The organism is Cryobacterium sp. PAMC25264 (genome assembly GCF_019443325.1).
In the GTDB taxonomy this organism is placed as follows: Bacteria; Actinomycetota; Actinomycetes; order Actinomycetales; family Microbacteriaceae; genus Cryobacterium.
The window spans coordinates 2,403,106-2,418,962 of the sequence record NZ_CP080383.1 but is presented as its reverse complement, the minus strand read 5'-3'; the positions used below and the strand labels follow the sequence as shown (position 1 = coordinate 2,418,962).

The 15,857-nt window shown below is 67.9% G+C and carries 18 protein-coding genes; 7 read left to right on the top strand and 11 right to left on the bottom strand.

Translation table 11 applies throughout. The annotated features are described in order from the left end of the window. Positions 1 to 2: 2 nt before the first annotated feature. The 7 genes from KY500_RS11180 to KY500_RS11155 form a co-directional block, all read right to left on the bottom strand. The gene (locus KY500_RS11180) at positions 3 to 917 is read right to left on the bottom strand and encodes a carbohydrate ABC transporter permease (RefSeq protein ID WP_255579938.1); all 915 of its coding nucleotides are present in this window, start codon (positions 915 to 917) and stop codon (positions 3 to 5) included. Beyond that, a complete protein-coding gene (locus KY500_RS11175; RefSeq protein WP_219900640.1) occupies positions 902 to 1,873 on the bottom strand; it encodes a carbohydrate ABC transporter permease in 972 nt (323 codons plus the stop codon). The genes KY500_RS11180 and KY500_RS11175 overlap by 16 nt, the downstream gene beginning before the upstream one ends. Positions 1,874 to 2,009: 136 nt before the next feature. Further along, positions 2,010 to 2,507 carry a hypothetical protein gene (locus KY500_RS19320; protein ID WP_255579205.1) on the bottom strand — a complete coding sequence of 166 codons (498 nt, stop codon included), beginning with the start codon at positions 2,505 to 2,507 and terminating at the stop codon, positions 2,010 to 2,012. Further along, a complete protein-coding gene (locus tag KY500_RS11170; RefSeq protein WP_255579204.1) occupies positions 2,468 to 3,379 on the bottom strand; it encodes an ABC transporter substrate-binding protein in 912 nt (303 codons plus the stop codon). Before KY500_RS11170 ends, KY500_RS19320 begins: the two co-directional genes overlap by 40 nt. 42 nt (positions 3,380 to 3,421) lie before the next feature. Beyond that, positions 3,422 to 5,128, bottom strand: a complete 1,707-nt coding sequence (locus KY500_RS11165) for a glycoside hydrolase family 13 protein (RefSeq protein ID WP_219900639.1) — start codon at positions 5,126 to 5,128, stop codon at positions 3,422 to 3,424. A 156-nt stretch (positions 5,129 to 5,284) separates the two neighbouring features. Next, positions 5,285 to 6,298 carry a LacI family DNA-binding transcriptional regulator gene (locus KY500_RS11160; protein ID WP_219900638.1) on the bottom strand — a complete coding sequence of 338 codons (1,014 nt, stop codon included), beginning with the start codon at positions 6,296 to 6,298 and terminating at the stop codon, positions 5,285 to 5,287. 68 nt (positions 6,299 to 6,366) lie between these two features. Then, positions 6,367 to 7,155 carry an alpha/beta fold hydrolase gene (locus KY500_RS11155; protein ID WP_219900637.1) on the bottom strand — a complete coding sequence of 263 codons (789 nt, stop codon included), beginning with the start codon at positions 7,153 to 7,155 and terminating at the stop codon, positions 6,367 to 6,369. A 317-nt stretch (positions 7,156 to 7,472) separates the two neighbouring features. Between KY500_RS11155 and KY500_RS11150 the strand changes: the two genes are divergently transcribed. Further along, the gene (locus KY500_RS11150; protein ID WP_219900636.1) at positions 7,473 to 8,063 is read left to right on the top strand and encodes an NADPH-dependent FMN reductase; all 591 of its coding nucleotides are present in this window, start codon (positions 7,473 to 7,475) and stop codon (positions 8,061 to 8,063) included. Continuing rightward, on the top strand, positions 8,060 to 8,644 hold the full coding sequence (locus KY500_RS11145) for a flavin reductase family protein (RefSeq protein ID WP_219900635.1): 585 nt from the start codon (positions 8,060 to 8,062) through the stop codon (positions 8,642 to 8,644). The genes KY500_RS11150 and KY500_RS11145 overlap by 4 nt, the downstream gene beginning before the upstream one ends. Before the next feature lie 220 nt (positions 8,645 to 8,864). On the opposite strand, the gene KY500_RS11140 is transcribed toward KY500_RS11145, so the two are convergent. Continuing rightward, positions 8,865 to 10,076, bottom strand: coding sequence for an MFS transporter (locus KY500_RS11140; protein ID WP_219900634.1), 1,212 nt, complete (start codon positions 10,074 to 10,076; stop codon positions 8,865 to 8,867). A gap of 188 nt (positions 10,077 to 10,264) precedes the next feature. Between KY500_RS11140 and KY500_RS11135 the strand changes: the two genes are divergently transcribed. The 4 genes from KY500_RS11135 (at position 10,265) to KY500_RS11120 (ending at position 13,670) form a co-directional block, all read left to right on the top strand. After that, the gene (locus KY500_RS11135; protein WP_255579203.1) at positions 10,265 to 11,056 is read left to right on the top strand and encodes a GntR family transcriptional regulator; all 792 of its coding nucleotides are present in this window, start codon (positions 10,265 to 10,267) and stop codon (positions 11,054 to 11,056) included. 102 nt (positions 11,057 to 11,158) lie between these two features. Continuing rightward, a complete protein-coding gene (locus KY500_RS11130; protein WP_219900633.1) occupies positions 11,159 to 11,605 on the top strand; it encodes a VOC family protein in 447 nt (148 codons plus the stop codon). Positions 11,606 to 11,610: 5 nt separating this feature from the next. Continuing rightward, positions 11,611 to 12,333, top strand: coding sequence for a helix-turn-helix domain-containing protein (locus KY500_RS11125; RefSeq protein WP_219900632.1), 723 nt, complete (start codon positions 11,611 to 11,613; stop codon positions 12,331 to 12,333). Positions 12,334 to 12,869: 536 nt separating this feature from the next. Then, the gene (locus KY500_RS11120; RefSeq protein WP_219900631.1) at positions 12,870 to 13,670 is read left to right on the top strand and encodes a nuclease-related domain-containing protein; all 801 of its coding nucleotides are present in this window, start codon (positions 12,870 to 12,872) and stop codon (positions 13,668 to 13,670) included. Between the two features lies 1 nt (position 13,671). On the opposite strand, the gene KY500_RS11115 is transcribed toward KY500_RS11120, so the two are convergent. The 3 genes from KY500_RS11115 to KY500_RS19315 all read right to left on the bottom strand — a co-directional run bounded on the left by KY500_RS11115 (position 13,672) and on the right by KY500_RS19315 (position 14,932). After that, a complete protein-coding gene (locus KY500_RS11115) occupies positions 13,672 to 14,160 on the bottom strand; it encodes a DUF2809 domain-containing protein (protein ID WP_219900630.1) in 489 nt (162 codons plus the stop codon). A gap of 208 nt (positions 14,161 to 14,368) precedes the next feature. Next, entirely contained in the window at positions 14,369 to 14,689 is a 321-nt protein-coding gene (locus KY500_RS11110; protein WP_255579937.1) for an LLM class flavin-dependent oxidoreductase, read from the bottom strand. Positions 14,690 to 14,695: 6 nt separating this feature from the next. Then, a complete protein-coding gene (locus KY500_RS19315) occupies positions 14,696 to 14,932 on the bottom strand; it encodes a hypothetical protein (protein WP_255579201.1) in 237 nt (78 codons plus the stop codon). A 225-nt stretch (positions 14,933 to 15,157) separates the two neighbouring features. Between KY500_RS19315 and KY500_RS11105 the strand changes: the two genes are divergently transcribed. After that, positions 15,158 to 15,730, top strand: a complete 573-nt coding sequence (locus KY500_RS11105; RefSeq protein WP_219900629.1) for a dihydrofolate reductase family protein — start codon at positions 15,158 to 15,160, stop codon at positions 15,728 to 15,730. Positions 15,731 to 15,857 lie beyond the last annotated feature (127 nt).

The following is a 15,857-nucleotide window of genomic DNA, read 5'->3' as shown; positions in this document are numbered from 1 at the left end:
TGCTACCCCTTGACAGCTCCGCCCAGCCCGGCGCCGCGCAGGAACATGCGTTGGAAGACCAGGAACAACAGGATCGGGATGATGCTGGAGATTGCGAGAGCCGCGAGGTACACCCCGAGTTCGATACTCTGCTGCAGCGCGGGGAGCCGTACCGAGAGCGGTTGAACCATCGGGTCGATCAGAACGAGCGACGGCCAGAGGAAATCCTTCCAGGCCGCGATGATCGCGAACACCGAGACGACTCCCACGATCGGCTTGGACATGGGGAGCACGATCGACCAGAACAACCGGAATGAGGTCGCGCCGTCAGTTCGTGCGGCCTCGAAGACCTCTCGCGGCAGATTGTCGAAGAATCGCTTGACGAGCAGCACGTTGAACGCGCTGGCGCCGGCGGGCAGCCACACGGCCCAGAACGTGTTGATGAGCGAGATCCCCAGGAAGGGCACGTCGAGCACCGTCAGGTACAGCGGCACCAGCAGCACGACGCTCGGCACGAACAGGGTGCCGAGCACGAGGGCATTGAGCACGCCGGCGTACTTGGGCCGCAGGATCGAGAGGGCATAGCCGGCCGTGGTCGCCACGACGATCTGCACGGCCCATGAGCCGGCCGCCACCCACAGCGTGTTGGCGAACTGCACGTCGAGGTGGATGGTGGACCACGCGGTGACCACATTCTGCCACTCGATGCCGTTGGGGAAGATGGCCAACGGTGTGCGCAGAGTGTCTTGCGTGGGCGTGAGTGCGGCTTTGCCGAGCCAGAGCAACGGGCCCAACCCTGACACCGCCAGCACGACAAGGAGTACGGCGTGACTGGCGCGCATGGTACGGCGGATGCGCGGCTTGGTCCAGTCGGCGACGGAGACGATCCCGCGGTCTTCGGGATCCTGGATCTTTGGCTTTCTCAATTCTGGCTCCAGGACTTGGTGAGGCGGAAGTACACCACGGACAGGACGGCGAGGAAGAGCGCGAGCATGAGGCTCAGTGCTGTGGCGGCGCCGTAGTCACCGCCGAGACTGTTTTGGAAGGCGTAACGGTAAATCAGGAGTAACACGGTGATGGTCGAGTTCGCCGGCCCGCCCGCCGTGAAGAGGAACGGTTCGAGGAACACCTGGGCCGTGCCGATGACCTGCAGAATCAGGGTGATGAGCAGGATGCCGCGCAGCTGCGGCAGGGTGATGTGCCAGATCTTCTGCCAGATGGAGGCGCCGTCCACCTCGGCCGCGTCGTAGAGCTCCGGTGCCACGCCGGTGAGTGCGGCGAGGTAGATGATGATGGTGCCGCCGGCACCGGCCCAGGTGGCCTCGAGCACCAGGGAGGGCATGGCCGCGGTGATGCTTTGGATCCACGGCTGCGGGCCGATGCCCACGATGGCGAGAAGGCTGTTGAAGACCCCGGTGGGGCTGGCGTCGTAGAAGAATTTCCAGAGCAGTACGGCCACGACCGGCGGCACCACGACAGGCAAATACGCCAAGGCGCTGAACAGGCCTTTGGCCCGGCGCACCTCGCTCATGAGAACTGCGGCGATGAGCGGGATCGGATAGCCGAAGAGGAGGGCGAGAACAGCGAACCAGGCCGTGTTCTGCACCGCCGTGAAGAAAAGCGGGTCGTGCAACACCTTGACGAAGTTGTCCAGCCCCACGAAGCTCGGCGCGGTGACGAGATTGGTCTTCTGGAAGCTCATCACGAAGGACTGCACGATGGGGTACCAGGAGAAGATGCCGAAGATCAGCAACATGGGCACCAGGAACAGGAAGTTGCTGAGTCCGCCATTGCGCAGCCAGGTGCGCGGATTGGACGGTCGGCGTCGTTGGCGCACGGGCGCAGACGGTCGGGGCGGATCCACTACCGAGGGGCGTTCATCCAGTGTGGTCATGGTCGTCTTTCGTGAGCGGGGTGGGCCGAAGAAGGTGGGGAGCGTGCGAATGCTCCGGAGAGAGGAGCGTTGCCGGTGCGACCGGCGGGGATGCGGCATCCCCGCCGGTCAAATCGGATCTTTCAGAGAATGCGGGTCAATCGGCGTCGACCAGGGGCTGGATGGTCTTGTTGACGGTCTCCAGCAGGGCGTCGATGTCAGCGTTCTTGTCGGTCAGCACGGACTGCACGGCGGTGTCGAGAGCGCCGTAGAGTTCCTGCGTGTGCGAGGACGGCTCGCCCACGATGGTGCGGCCCACGTTGCCTTCGGCGAAGTACGCCACCTGGTCCTGGGGCACGTTGATGTAGTCCTTCACCCATTCACGGGACTGGTCAAGGGTGGCCTGATCAAAAACGGGCAGCGCGGGGGTTCCCACGGCCTGGTCGGTGTCGGCCAGGGTCTTGGCATCTTGGAGAGCGGCGTCCTTGTCGACCAGCTTGTTGAGGTCATAGAAGGCGATCCACTTCATGGCCGCGTCCTTCACAGCGTCGTCGGCCTTCACGTTGACAACATTGAGTGTTCCGCCGCCGAGTACGCCCGCGCCTTTCGCATCCGTCAGCGGAATTGCGGTGAGGCCGTAGTCGGCCGCATCCATGTTGCTCTCCCGGTGAGCGAGGTGAACAGGTCCGATCCGCCGGTGTACATGCCGATCTGGCCGGCGGCGAACGCCTGGTTGATGGTGCCCCAGTCGTAGAGGAAGTTGCTGCCCATAGAGTTGTCGGTCCAGCGCAGGTCCTTCAGGTACTCCAGGGCTTCCTTGGTGGCCGAGTTGTCGGCCGTCACCGTGACCGTGCCGTCGGAAGCGACCTCTTCCATGCTGCCGCCGCGGGCCACCGTGGCCGCGGTCAGCTGCCAGCCGCCGGTGTTGCTCTGGGTCATCTGCATGTAGCCGGCCTGGCCGGTCTTCTCGGAGATGATCTTGGCGTCCTCCCGCACTTCCTCCCAGGTGGTGGGCGGGGCGTTCGGGTCCAGACCGGCCTCTTCGAAGAGTGCCCGGTTGTACTGCAGACCCATTCCGTACGCCTCGCGCGGCACGCCGAAGATGTTGCCGTCGGCATCCTGTGCGTTGCTGAGCACGCTGGGGTTGAAGGTGTCGAAGTAGGGGAGCGCTTCCACCTGCTCGGTCATGTCGGCGAGTTGACCGTTGGCGATCAGGGTCTTGGCGTCGGTGAGCGGGATGCGGAACACGTCGGGAAGGGTGCCGCCGGCCAGCTGTGCGGCAAACGTCGGCGCGCTCCACTCATACTCGACGCCCTCGACGTTGATGTCGGGGTTGGCTTTTTCGAACTGGGCGACCTGGGCGTCGAACGCATCGAACGCGGCCTGCTCGGTGCCGGGGATGAGGCTGACCACCTTGATGGTGGTCGTGCCGTCGCTATCGGCCGCGTCGGCGGCGCAGCTGGACAGCAGCCCGACTCCCGCGAGTGTGACCGCAACAAGGGTGACGATCTTTGCTGGTGACTTCATTGTCCGTGCCTTTCGTAATGTGAGTGAGGATGTGCAGGTGGCTCAGGCCGAGTGATGAGGACGGTCGGAGTTCTCGGTGGCGCTGGGAAGGACCTCGAGCCAGGCCGTGGAGTCAGAGGGCAGCATTCCGTTGACGAGCGTCTCGCTCGTGAGCAGGACACGCTGGTGGTCGGGGAGGTCGACCGGGTGCGCCGACAGGTTGGCTACCAGGAGGAAGGTGTCGCCGCGGGTGAAGGTGAGCACGTCGGGGGCTCCGCTCAGCCAGGCGAACCGGCCGTCGCCGAGGTCGGGCTCCTCGGCCCGGATGCGCAGGGCGCTCTGGTACAGCCGCAGCATGGACGTCGGATCGGACTGCTGGGCCTCGGCCGTCAGCTCCCGCCACCCGATCGGCTGCGGGAGCCAGGGCGAGGTCGACGCGTTGGCGGGGCTGAAGCCGAAGGGCGGCGCGGTGCCGGACCAGGGGAGCGGTACCCGGCATCCGTCACGGCCGGGATCGATGCCGAGAGACCGGAAATGCATCGGGTCCTGCAGGAGTTCAGCGGGGATGTCCTCCACCTCCGGCAGGCCGAGCTCATCGCCTTGGTAGATGTAGAGCGAGCCGGGCAGCGCTGCGGTGATCAACGCCGCGGCTCGGGATCGGCGGAGCCCCAGCGCCAGGTCCGTCGGGGTGCCGGCCCGTTTGCTGGCGAAGGCGAACGTGGTGTCCTCACGTCCATAGCGGGTGACCGGCCGGGTGACGTCGTGGTTGGAGAGCACCCATGTGCTCGGAGCACCGACGGGGGCGTGAGCGGAGAGGGTGGTCTCGATCGATTCGTGAAGCTCGGCCGCGTTCCAGGGGCGGGCCAGGAAATCGAAGTTGAAGGCGGTGTGCAGCTCGTCCGGACGCAGGTAGCGGGCGAAGCGCTCCACGTCGGGCAACCAGATTTCGCCGACGAGCACCCTGGTGCCCTCATAGGAGTCCGCGATGGCACGCCAACTGCGGTAGATGTCGTGGAGTTCGTCGCGGTCGGTGTTGGGGTGCTCACCGGGAGCGGGAGTCAGCGGAACCTCGGGCAGGTTCGCATCCTTCACCAGAAGGGCGGCCGAGTCGATGCGGACCCCGGCAACGCCTCGATCGAACCAGAATTTGAGGATGTCCTCGTGCTCGCGGTGCACGTCCGGGTGGGTCCAGTTGAGATCGGGTTGTTCGGGGGTGAACAGGTGCAGGTACCACTCGCCGGGGCTGCCGTCGGGGTTGACGGTTCGGGTCCAGGTGTCGCCGGCGAAGTTCGAGGGCCAACGGGTGGGCGGTTCGTCTCCGTCGGGGCCGCGGCCGGGACGGAACCAGAAACGTTCGCGCTCCGGGGAGCCCGGCCCGGCGGCCAGGGCGGCCTGGAACCACGGGTGCTGGTCGGAGACGTGGTTGGGGACGACGTCGATGATCGTGCGGATGCCGAGCGCGAGCGCATCCTGAATGAGCGCTTCGGCTTCACCCAGGGTGCCGAAAGACGGGTGGATGCTCCGGTAGTCCGAGACATCGTAACCACCGTCGGCCAGGGGCGACGGATACCAGGGGTTGAACCAGAGCGCATCGACGCCGAGCTGCTTGAGATAGCCGAGTCGGCTGCGAACGCCGGCGAGGTCGCCGGTGCCGTCTCCGTTGTCGTCGCTGAAGCTGCGCACGTAGACCTGATAGATGACAGCGCTTCGCCACCAGAGGTCGTCGGAGTCCGCGAGGGTGCGGTAGGTGGATGCGGCGGGAAGCGTCACTGCTCGTACTCGTCTCAATCGGCCGACTCTGCGGCAACCTTCGTTACCTACGGTGGCAACAACTGAAACGTAGCTTTATTGACAGGATGATGCAATTTTTCTACAAGAAGCAAGCCGCTTGCGTAGATTTGCGCCGGTTGCGCGCCTGAGCTGTCGTCATCCCTGCAGGTGAGGCCTACTCGTCGACGCCCGCACCACGAGTTCGGGTTCGAAGAAGAACTCCTCAGTGGACGCGGAATCGCCCTTGATCTGGCGGATGAGCAGCTCCATGATCATGCGGCCCATGTGCTCGATGGGTTGACGAATCGTGGTGAGGGGTGGCTCGACGCACGACATCAATGCCGAGTCGTCGAAGCCGATGACCGACACATCCCGGGGGACGCTGAGCCCCGCTCGCCGGACGGCGCGGATAGCGCCGAGGGCCATCAGGTCGCTGGCGCAGACGATTGCGGTCACGCCGGCCCGAACCAGCCTGGTCGCCCCGGCCTGCCCGGCCTCGAGTGAGTACAAGGAATGGACGACATGAGAGTCTTCCAGCGCACCGCCGGTTCTGGCCACAGCGTCCAGCGCGGCCGCCAACTTGCGCTGGGACGGAACATGGTCGCGCGGGCCGAGAAGCAAGCCGATCCGGGTGTGACCGAGTTCGGTCAGGTGGGCGAAGGCCTGGTCGATGGCGGCCGTATCGTCGCAGGACACCGTCGCAAAACCGAAGTCGTCGATGGGCGCGTTGACGAGGACCGTGGGCAGGTTCAGATCCCGGAGCCGACCGTAGTGCTCGTGGGAACCGTCCTGTTGCATATATGCCCCGCCGACGAAGATCACCCCGGATACCTGCTGCTGCAGGAGGAGTTCGACGTAGTCTGCTTCGGTGATGCCGCCCGCCGTCTGGGTGCACAAAACCGGGGTGTACCCGTTCTGAGCCAGTGCGCCGCCGATGATCTCGGCGAAGGCGGGAAAGATGGGATTCTGCAATTCGGGCAGTACCAGACCCACCAGGCGCGCGCGCTCGCCGCGAAGCTTGGTGGGACGTTCGTAGCCGAGCACATCGAGGGCGGACAGCACGGCCTGTCGGGTCGCCACAGACACGCCCGGTTTCTCGTTGAGGACCCGGCTGACGGTGGCCTCGCTGACGCCGACCTTGCGAGCTACTTCGGCTAGTCGTCTGGACATGTGCCCGAGCTTACGCAATTAGTTGCAGATAGCTTGCATATTCTTTACAACTTCTCTGCAGATGCCGCTCAGTCGGAGCCGGGCAGGCCCAGGAAGGTAATTGCGGCGTCCCGGAACGCCCGGGAGGTGGGCGCATTGAAATGGTTGCGGCCGGGGATCTCGAAGAACTCGGCGCGCGGGGTGGCCTCGGCCAGGGCGCGGGAGGCCTCGAGGATGCGGTCCTCGCTGCCGGTGGCGAAGAGCACCCGTTGTGCGGGCGCGTTCGCGGCGTGCGGCTGCGGGCCGTCGCGCATCCCCTCGACCAGGGCGATGAGTGCCTCCAGGTCGTTGTCACGGATGGCGCCGGCCATCTGCAGATAGGCGCCGGTGAGCACATCCGTCACCGGGGTGCCCGCGCGCACGAACGCGAGCGCCTCATCGACCCGGAACCGGGTGAGCGGGTCGCCGTCGGGGATGCCGCCGAAGACCGCTCGGTTGATGCGGGTGGGCATGAAGCGGGCGGCGTGCCAGCCGACCCGGGCGCCGAGCGAGTAGCCCACGTAGTCGACCTCGTCGAGCATAAAGGTGTCGAGCACGGTGAGCACGTCGGTGACGAGCAGGTCCATCGAGTAGGCGTCGGAGGAGTGCGGCTTGTCGCTCTGGCCGTGGCCGCGCTGGTCGATCGCGATGACGTGATAGCCCTCGCGCACGAGGTCGCGGATCCAGCCGGTGGCGTGGAAATTGGCCAGCGCACTCGAGGCGAAGCCGTGCACCGCGAGCACGGTGGGAGCATCGGGGTCGCCGAATTCGTAGGTGGCGATCTGCACGTTGTCGGGGGAGATGACAGTGCGGGCGGGCGGGGCTGGGGGAGTATGCATCGGTTCTATTCGACCACACGCGACGGCCGCCCTCGTGAGCGCGGGCGGCCCCCGCGGATACCCAGGACAGCGAAACACAGTTGTAATAGCCGGGACACGCAGCGGCAACGGGGCAAACGCACACTAGTGAATGCGACGTAAGCCGTTGCTCACCATCTGAGACACCAATCCTCAGTGGCTCACTCATCGAATTCGGTGACGTAGCTATGCAGGTCCGTGCCGCCAGGTGGGCGTTTGTCGCCCACGCTGAGGCGCATCCGATTGGTAGCCCGGCATCGTATTCGAGACCTGATCCAGTGGTTCGATGGAGGAACACGATGCTGAAAATTACCATTCTGGTGGGCAACCCCAAGCCCCAGAGCCGCACCCTCAAGCTTGCGGAAACGCTGGTGGACGAGATGCTCGTCGCCGGTACCTACGACCTGCGGGTCATCGACCTGGCCGAGTACTCGAGCCACATCTTCGAGTGGCCGTCCGCCGAGATGGCCGAGCTCAACCAGGCCGTCGCCGACAGCGACCTGCTCGTCGTCGCCACCCCTACCTACAAGGCCACCTACACGGGTCTGCTCAAGGGCTTCCTCGACCGGTACGCGGCGAACGGCCTGCGCGGCGTCACCGCGATCCCCGTGATGACCGGCGCCGACCTCAGCCACTCGATGGGCCCGGACGTCAACCTGCGTCCGCTGCTCGTCGAGCTCGGCGCGAGCGTGCCCACCAAGGGCCTCTACTTCGTCACCGGGCAGATGGAGAAGATGGAGGAGATCGTGGCCGCTTGGGCCGCCGAGAACCTCGCCGTGCTCCGCCTGCTGCAGCCGCTGGTGATGGGCATGCTGGGCAAGAATCCTCAAGCGGATGTCGAAACCGCGTCCGACGCATCCGCCCCCGTCTCGAACGGAGTGAGCGCATGAGCCCCCGCGACCGCACCGACGGCCCGGCGGACCTCGATCTGGCCACGGCGCTCGAACCGACCGACTCGCATGGACTGGAGGTCATCAGCAGCGACCCGAGCCTCATTCGCGGGGCGTTCGGTAAGTTCCCCTCCGGGGTGGCCGCGCTCTGCGCTGTGATCGACGGAGAAAAGACCGGCCTGGTCGCGTCATCCTTCTCGGTCGGGGTCTCTTACGAGCCGCCACTGGTGCTGTTCTCGGTGCAGAACAGCTCCACCACCTGGCCCGTGCTGCGCCGCGGCGAGCGCATCGGCGTCTCGATCCTGGGCAGCGACCACGGCCGCGAGTGCTACCAGCTGGCCTCCCGCACGGGTGACCGGTTCGCCAACATCGACACGCGCACCACCGACCTCGGTGCGCTGTTCGTGGAGGGCTCGTCGCTCTGGCTCGACTGCGAGATCTACTCGGAGACCCCCGCCGGCGATCACACGATCGTGCTGCTCGAGGTGAAGTCGCTCAAGGTGAGCGACGACCGCGACCCGCTGATCTACCACTCCGCGGCGTTCCGCAGCCTGGTTCCCGCGGAGCCCAAGGCCGCGTAACCGGCTGCGGCCCCCAACGGCCGGCGTGGCACCTCACACCTCGTGCCACGCCGGTTCTTTTTCCGCGCCGCTGCGCCGACTTGCCGCTGCGCCGACTCGCCGCATAGTGCCCCTCGCGGGCGCTGACGGGGCGCTTTCCGGCAACTTGTGGATGCTGCCGCCGCGCTGGCAACGCGTATCCGGCCGGCTGCGGCCGCCGCGCGCCGCCACATCCGCCGCTCTAGAGGTGGTCGTGCTCGGCGTGGGCGCGGGGCACGACCGGCACCGCCAGCGCCGGGAAGATCGCTGCGACCGCAAAGGTGAGCGGGTAGCCGACCACGCCGATCAGGGCACCCATGAGCGGACCCACCAGGGATGCCGCGATGAACTGGCCGGTGTTCTGCACTCCGAGGGCCTTGCCCGACCAGCCAGGCCCGGCCATCTCAGCCACCGAGGTGAACGCCAGGCCGTTCGGCGCGACGGTCACCGTGGTCGCGAGCACGAACACCACGGCGGCGGCTCCCCAGTGCGCGGCATCCACCGCGGCCAGCACGAGCAGCACGCTCGCCACGCTCACCGCCACCCAGCGCAGCGGCCGCACCCGGCTTCCCACCCGGTCGCTGACCACACCGATTACGATGCGCCCGATCGCGCCTACGAACTGCGCGGCGCCCACGAGCACGCCGGCGGCCAGCGCATCCCAGCCCTGATCGCTCACCAGCCAGACCAGCCCGAAGGTCGAGATGGTGAACTGCGGCACCACCAGCAGAACGGATGCCGCGTGAATGCGCCAGAGGAAACCGCTGGTGCGGTACGGGTTGCGCGCCGGCGCGACCGGGGCGCCCACCGGCTGGGCGACGCGGGGCGGGTTGGCCAGGCCGATGGCGCAGGCGAGAGCCAGTACCGCGGTGAGCGCGAACGGCACGACCAGCGCGGCGCCCACCCCGGAGGCCGCGGCGATCACCGGGATGGTGACGGCGGCGACCGTGACACCGAGTGGCTGCGACATCTGGCGGATGCCCATGGCGAGCCCGCGCTTGTGCTTGGGGAACCAACCCACCACGATGCGTCCGCTAGCGGAGTTGGTGCTCGCTGACGCCATGCCACCCAACAAGAGGAACACACCCAGCGCGACATAGCCCTCGGACACAATGGCGCCGCCGGCCGCGAGCGCCGTGAGCAGCAGCCCGCCGGCGATCACCCACTTCTCGCCGATGCGGTCGGCCAGGGCGCCCCAGAGGATGAGAGTGAGCACCATGCCGAAGGTGGGGATCGCGGCGAGCAACCCGGCCTGGGCCAGGGTGAGGCCGCGCTCGGTGTGCAGCAGCGGGATGAGGAACGCCGGGGCGCTCACGAAGACCGTGCCGGCGGTCTGCGCTGCCACCCCGAGAGCGAGCACGACCCAGGCGCGAGCGCTGACGGTTTGCGTGTCGGTGGTCGGGCTGGCGGTCATGGCGGCTCCTCGGGGTTCCTGCTAATCTTCTGGTACACCATGGTGGTATACCAAATCGATGCGCACGCTCCCGGGTGCCACCAGCGCAAGCCCACCCCATCCGCGAACCGTGAGTAAAGCCCCCAAATCTCGGGATTTCCGGTGCTTAAGTCACAGTTCGCGGGAGGGGACGGGGGTCGAGGAAGGGAATGATGATGACGTCGATCGGGGCCAGTTCGCAGACCGTGCAGCTGTACGACCGGTTGCGGGCGGCCATTCTGTCGCTGCAGCTCGCGCCGGGGGAGCGGCTCACCGAGCGCGGCCTGGAGGCCAGCTTCGACGCGTCCCGCACGCCCGTGCGCGCCGCCCTGGGCCGGCTCGACGCCGAAGGGCTGGTGCAGCGCGACGGCCGCGGCTGGATCGTCTCGCCCATCGACCTCGCCGAGATCGGCGCGTTGGCCGAACTTCGCGAAGCCGTGGAGGCCGCCGCCGTGCGTCTGGCAGTCGTGCGGGCATCCGACGATGACATCGCCGTTCTGGCCGCGGTGCTTGATGCCGCGCGTCCCGTGCGGGCCGAGAGCGTCGACGTGGGGGATGCGCCGGCCGGCGGGGACGGCGACGCCGAGGAGGGTGTGCGGGTGAGCAATCACGGAGACGCGGAGGAGGGCGTGCGCGCCGGCGGCGACTTCCACGTGGAGCTCAGCCGGCTCTCCGGCAACCCCGTCATGGTCGACGCCGTACGCAATGCCATGACCCGGCTGGCCCGCACCCGGTGGCTCGAGGTGCGCACCCCGGCCGCCCGCGAGCAGGCGTGGCGGGAGCACCGCGCGGTGCTCGACGCGCTGGAGTCCCGCGATGCCGACACCGCCGCCGGGTTGCTGACCGACCACATCCGTGGCACCAACGACCGGTTGCTCGCCGCGCTCGCCGCCGATAGCCGGCGACTGCGCGGGCACGGTGTGGCGATCGTGGCGGATGCGCCGGCGGGCGTCATGCACTAACGTCCCGCGTCCTGACGCGGACCCTTGACAGGTCACTTGCTTTTTGCAAGTATCGCTGGCAGCAACGGACACCCCACCGGGACACCCACGAAGGAGCTCATCATGCCCTCAATGTTCGTCAACCTGCCCGTGACCGACCTGGAGCGCGCGAAGGCGTTCTACACGGCTATCGGCTTCACCATCAACCCGGCCTTCTCGGACCACAATGCGGCGTGCGTCGTCGTCGAAGAGGACCACAGTTACTTCATGATCCTGGTGCGCGAGTACTTCCAGACTTTCACCGAGCTGCCCATCGGCGACCCGGCTGTGCACCCTACGGCGTCGACCGCGATCTTCCTGGACAGCCGCGAGGCGGTGGACAAGTCCGTCACCGACGGGATCGCCGCCGGTGGCTCCGAACCCCAGCCGGCCTCGGACTACGGCTTCATGTACCAGCGCCAGCTCACCGATCCCGATGGCAACCTCCTCGAGTTCGGTTGGATGGATCCGGTGGCCGCCGCACAGGGCCCCGAAGCTTTCGCGGCCCAGCAGCCGACTGCGCAGGACTGAGGTCCATGGCTGCACGCGACTACGGTCAGTACGGCGGTGTCACGCGAGGACTTGAGCTCGTGGGTGAGCGCTGGGCGCTGCTCATCGTGCGGGACCTGCTCGTCGGTCCGCGCCGGTACGGCGAACTCGCCGCGGGACTCGCCCGGATCCCGAGCAATGTTCTGGCGGCCCGGCTGAAGGAACTGCAGGCGGCAGGAATCATCCGCCGGGTGCCGCACTCACGTGTGATCGTCTACGAACTCACCCCCTACGGCCGCGAGCTCGAGCCGGTGGTGCTCGCGCTGGGGGCCTGGGGCTTCAAGGCCCTGGGCGATCCGCGCGCCGAGCAGGTCATCACGCCCGACTCGATGACGATGGACCTGCGCACCGCGTTTCGGGCGCACGTGGCGGAGACCTTGCCGGCCACCGCCTACGCGGCCCGATTCGGGGAAGCCAAGCTACTGATCCGGGTCGACGGCGCCACCCTCGACATCACGCGCGGGGACGCGAGCCTCGACGCGACACGCGGGGGCGCCACCCTCGACGTGACACGCGGGGGCGCCACCCTCGACGTGACACGCGGGGGCGTCCCCGTCGACCTCGCCTTCGCGGCCGGGCCGGGCATCCGTCGGCTCATCTTGGGGGAGCTGGACCCGGAACGCGCGATCGAAACCGGCGTGGTCGAGGTGCTGCGCGGCCGCCGCGCCCTGCTCACACGCTTCGCGAGCACCTTCCACCTGGCCGCCTGAGCGGTCCCCGCCCGGCGCCCAGCGCGCGAGCGGTCCGGCGGGGTGATTCGCGGGCCGAGCGCCGCTGTGCGGGTGGCGCGCCGGGGGCGAAGCGGCGCCGCACCCGCGCAGCTCACGACCGGGCGCGCGGATGCCCGGTGCCCCGCGCCCGGACTGAGGTTCGCCCTCCTGCCAGTCCTGCCGAGCCGCTCATCCGGCCCGGTGTAACCGGTCCTAAAACGGACATCTGCACCCGGCGCACCGGGACCAAATGTCCGATCGGGCAACAGTCGTGCGTCGCGGCGCGGGATTGCCGCGCCCACGCCGCGACCACGGCCATCCGGTGTGCGAGCACACCCAAAGTGGGGGTGCCGCCAGGGCCTTCGCTCTCGCTAACCTCAGACCACCGAACGCGGTGGGCGCTACGCCCGCACTGCTCCCCGGATGGTTTGCACGCCCCGAAGCGGCGCACACTGTGGAGGCAGTCCCTGCACGACCGCCCCGTCCACGCGATACTCCCGGGCGCAGCCGTGTCCGGGCACGCCCGAAGGAGACTAGTGACCCTGCATCCCCCCGCCATGCGCAACCGCATCGCAGCTCAGCTGGTCATCGAACACCTTCTGTCTCGCCAGGGCGCGGTGCCGCCGCGCACCCCGGTGGCCCGGCTTTTCGGCAAGTCGCCGCTGTGCCCCGAGAGCGTGAGCTGGTACCTGGGCGCGCAGGGCGAGATCACCGTGGGCAAGGTGCTCGCCGCCCTGCCGCCCGACTGGACCGCCTTCCACGCCGTGCCGATCGGCAAGAACGACACCGACATCGACCACATCCTGGTGGGCCCCGGCGGCATTTTCACCATCAACACCAAACATCACTGCGGCAAGCACATCTGGGTGGGCGCGCGCACCGTGATGGTCTCCGGCCACAAGAAGGCCTACCTGCCCGCCGCCGAACACGAGGCCGAGCGGGTCACCACCGTGCTACGTGAACGGATGCCGTTGCTCGCGCCCGTGCAACCCGTCATCGCACTGGTGGACCCCAAGCAGATCACCTTCCGTGACAGGCCCGTGCAGGTGAAGGTGCTTGACGCCCGGGTGCTTCGCCGGTGGCTGCTCAAGCTGCAGCCGGTGCTCAGCGATGACGAGATCGCCGAGGCTGTCGTGATCCTGGACAGCCCTGCCACGTGGCGGGAGCACCCGAGCCCCGCGCCCGAGGACGTCATGGCCCGGTTTGCCGCGCTCGACGGCCAGGTGCGGCGCGCGCGCATCCGCCGGGTGAGCTGGTCGATCGTGGCATCGCTGGGGTTGTGCGGCGGCGCGGTGACCGCGGCCCTGCTGATCGAGCAAGCGATGCTGGGCGGCTGACTCAGTCCAGCCGGCGCCAGGTGGTCACGCCGGCCGCCACGAGAACCCCGATGATGTATGCAACCAGGTCGACGGGGTCGAAAGCGGTGCCGAGCACAAAACGCGCCGGGGGAAACACGGCGGCGATCTCCACGGGCAGGCCGGTGAGCTGGAACAGCTCGATGCCCGTGCAGATCAGGATCGCGATGACGGCCACCCGCCAGCTGTTCATCCGAACAAAGATGAACGACACGATCAGGAAAATCAGCACCGCGTAGAGCGCGTCGCCGACCAGATCACCCGCGAAACCGACGGTCGCGTAGGTCACCACGAGCCCGGTGACCAGGATCATAACGGCGGCCGCGGCCAGGGTGAGGCGACGCCGCAGAATGACCTGCTCCCGGGTGGGCTCGACCGGGGCCGGCTCGAGGAGCGGATTGTCGCGCTCGTCGCCCATGCCGAAGATCGGTCTCACGCTGCCGAGGTCCGACAGGCCGATCTTGCGTCCCATAGCCACACCGTATCGTGTGCAGGGGCCCGTCAGACACCGCTCTGGGTTACGAATGTGTTGCGCTCGAGGGCGGCAGACCCCGACCGGGACGGCTGACGCGCGCGGCACCCGGGTCGAGCTCCCCGCGCTCCCGGGTTCCAGGCCCCATCGTCGAGCCTCGGTCGAGCGGAAGTCGACGCTGACGGCCGGAGTGGCCGCTGTGTGCCGCTCAGAGACGGGCCGCGTCCACGAGCGCGCGAGTGGCCGGTGCCACGGTTTCACCGAGGCGGGCGATGGCGCTCGAGTCGTCGGTAGCGACGAGGAACGTGTCGATGCCGTCGTCGAGCGCCAGCGGTGCCAGCCCGTCGGCGCCCATGGCCACGATGGCGTCCCAGCACCTTCCCGTGCCCAGCCCCAGAGCAAGCCGACCGCCGGTGAGCAGGTCGAGAGATGCGGCTGTCCGGGTGAGCACCGCGGGTGGCCGGAGCGGCAGATTGTGCACATCCTTGGTCAACTGCACGCGTGTGGTGTGGGCGGCGACCCCGGTCAGCGGGGTTCAGGCGTCAAGAAAACGGGGTCGGTAGGGATGGCCCTGAGACGTGACGAGGGCGCGCCCGGCCCGCTCAGTGGCCACGGCTACGGCTACGGCGAAGGCCACGGCCACGGCCAAGGCCAAGGCCACGGCCACGGCTAAGGCCACGGCCAAGGCCAAGGCCAAGGCCACGGCCACGGCCAGCGCCACCGTGCCGGCCGGGTCGGCTCCGGACGGCGTGATGACGGTTCCGAAACTCAACGGTCGCCAGAGTCGCCCTCCATGGTGGGTCTCCTTCCCGCAAGATCAGGCCTGCGGCCGGGCGGGCTGGCGGTCGGCCGGTCGTCTCGGAACGACAGGAGAACCATCCGCCCTCGTCGGCATCCCTACGGCACCGCGTGCGGTTCCCCGCCGGGCGTTCATGGCACGCCCCGGCCCCGAGCCGAACCTCTCGACCATGTCGGCGGCCGCTGCTACCGTGCTGGCATGAGCAACACCGAGTCCTCCAGCCCCGACGCGCCCGTGATCGGCTGCGTCTTCATCGGCACCAGCCTCGACGGTTTCATCGCCCGCGAGAACGGGGATGTGGATTGGCTCACCGCGGCCGGAGATGCCCTCGGCGAGACCGGCTATGACGAGTTCTTCGCCGGGATCGACGCCATGGTGGTGGGCCGCGCTACCTTCGACACCGTGCGCGGTTTTCCCGAGTGGCCCTACGCCGGCAAACGTGTGCTCGTGCTCAGCCGCACCCTGCTGCGCCAGCTCGATGCCCAGCAGGAGCCCGACACGACCGTGCACGCCACCCTCGCCGAGGTGATCTCGACCCTGCAGGATGAGGGGCTCCGCCGGGTGTATGTCGACGGCGGCCGCACCATCCAGAGCTTCCTCCGCGCCGGCCTGATCCGCGAGATCACCATCACCAGGGCGCCCGTACTGCTCGGGTCGGGCATCCCGCTGTTTGGCCCGCTGGATGCGGACGTGCCGCTCCGCCACGTGGACAGCCGGGAACTCGGCGCCGGATTCATGCAGTCCACCTACGAGGTGCTCCCGTCCGACTAGCTGATCACGTTCGTCGAGCCGATGTGGCGCGATAACCGGCGGCTTGCGGGGTCTCGACAGGCTCGACCGACGAGATGGTTGAGACGCAGGATTGGCCTGAGTCTCGCTGGTTGAGCTTGTCGAAACC

What these genes read in the sequence shown, in the direction of transcription:
- KY500_RS11175 (WP_219900640.1), bottom strand. Translation starts at nt 1,873, where the DNA reads ATGACCACACTGGATGAACGCCCCTCGGTAGTGGATCCGCCCCGACCG.
- KY500_RS19320 (WP_255579205.1), bottom strand. Translation starts at nt 2,507, where the DNA reads ATGGATGCGGCCGACTACGGCCTCACCGCAATTCCGCTGACGGATGCG.
- KY500_RS11170 (WP_255579204.1), bottom strand. Translation starts at nt 3,379, where the DNA reads ATGAAGTCACCAGCAAAGATCGTCACCCTTGTTGCGGTCACACTCGCG.
- KY500_RS11160 (WP_219900638.1), bottom strand. Translation starts at nt 6,298, where the DNA reads ATGTCCAGACGACTAGCCGAAGTAGCTCGCAAGGTCGGCGTCAGCGAG.
- KY500_RS11155 (WP_219900637.1), bottom strand. Translation starts at nt 7,155, where the DNA reads ATGCATACTCCCCCAGCCCCGCCCGCCCGCACTGTCATCTCCCCCGAC.
- KY500_RS11150 (WP_219900636.1), top strand. Translation starts at nt 7,473, where the DNA reads ATGCTGAAAATTACCATTCTGGTGGGCAACCCCAAGCCCCAGAGCCGC.
- KY500_RS11145 (WP_219900635.1), top strand. Translation starts at nt 8,060, where the DNA reads ATGAGCCCCCGCGACCGCACCGACGGCCCGGCGGACCTCGATCTGGCC.
- KY500_RS11140 (WP_219900634.1), bottom strand. Translation starts at nt 10,076, where the DNA reads ATGACCGCCAGCCCGACCACCGACACGCAAACCGTCAGCGCTCGCGCC.
- KY500_RS11135 (WP_255579203.1), top strand. Translation starts at nt 10,265, where the DNA reads ATGATGATGACGTCGATCGGGGCCAGTTCGCAGACCGTGCAGCTGTAC.
- KY500_RS11130 (WP_219900633.1), top strand. Translation starts at nt 11,159, where the DNA reads ATGCCCTCAATGTTCGTCAACCTGCCCGTGACCGACCTGGAGCGCGCG.
- KY500_RS11125 (WP_219900632.1), top strand. Translation starts at nt 11,611, where the DNA reads ATGGCTGCACGCGACTACGGTCAGTACGGCGGTGTCACGCGAGGACTT.
- KY500_RS11115 (WP_219900630.1), bottom strand. Translation starts at nt 14,160, where the DNA reads ATGGGACGCAAGATCGGCCTGTCGGACCTCGGCAGCGTGAGACCGATC.
- KY500_RS11105 (WP_219900629.1), top strand. Translation starts at nt 15,158, where the DNA reads ATGAGCAACACCGAGTCCTCCAGCCCCGACGCGCCCGTGATCGGCTGC.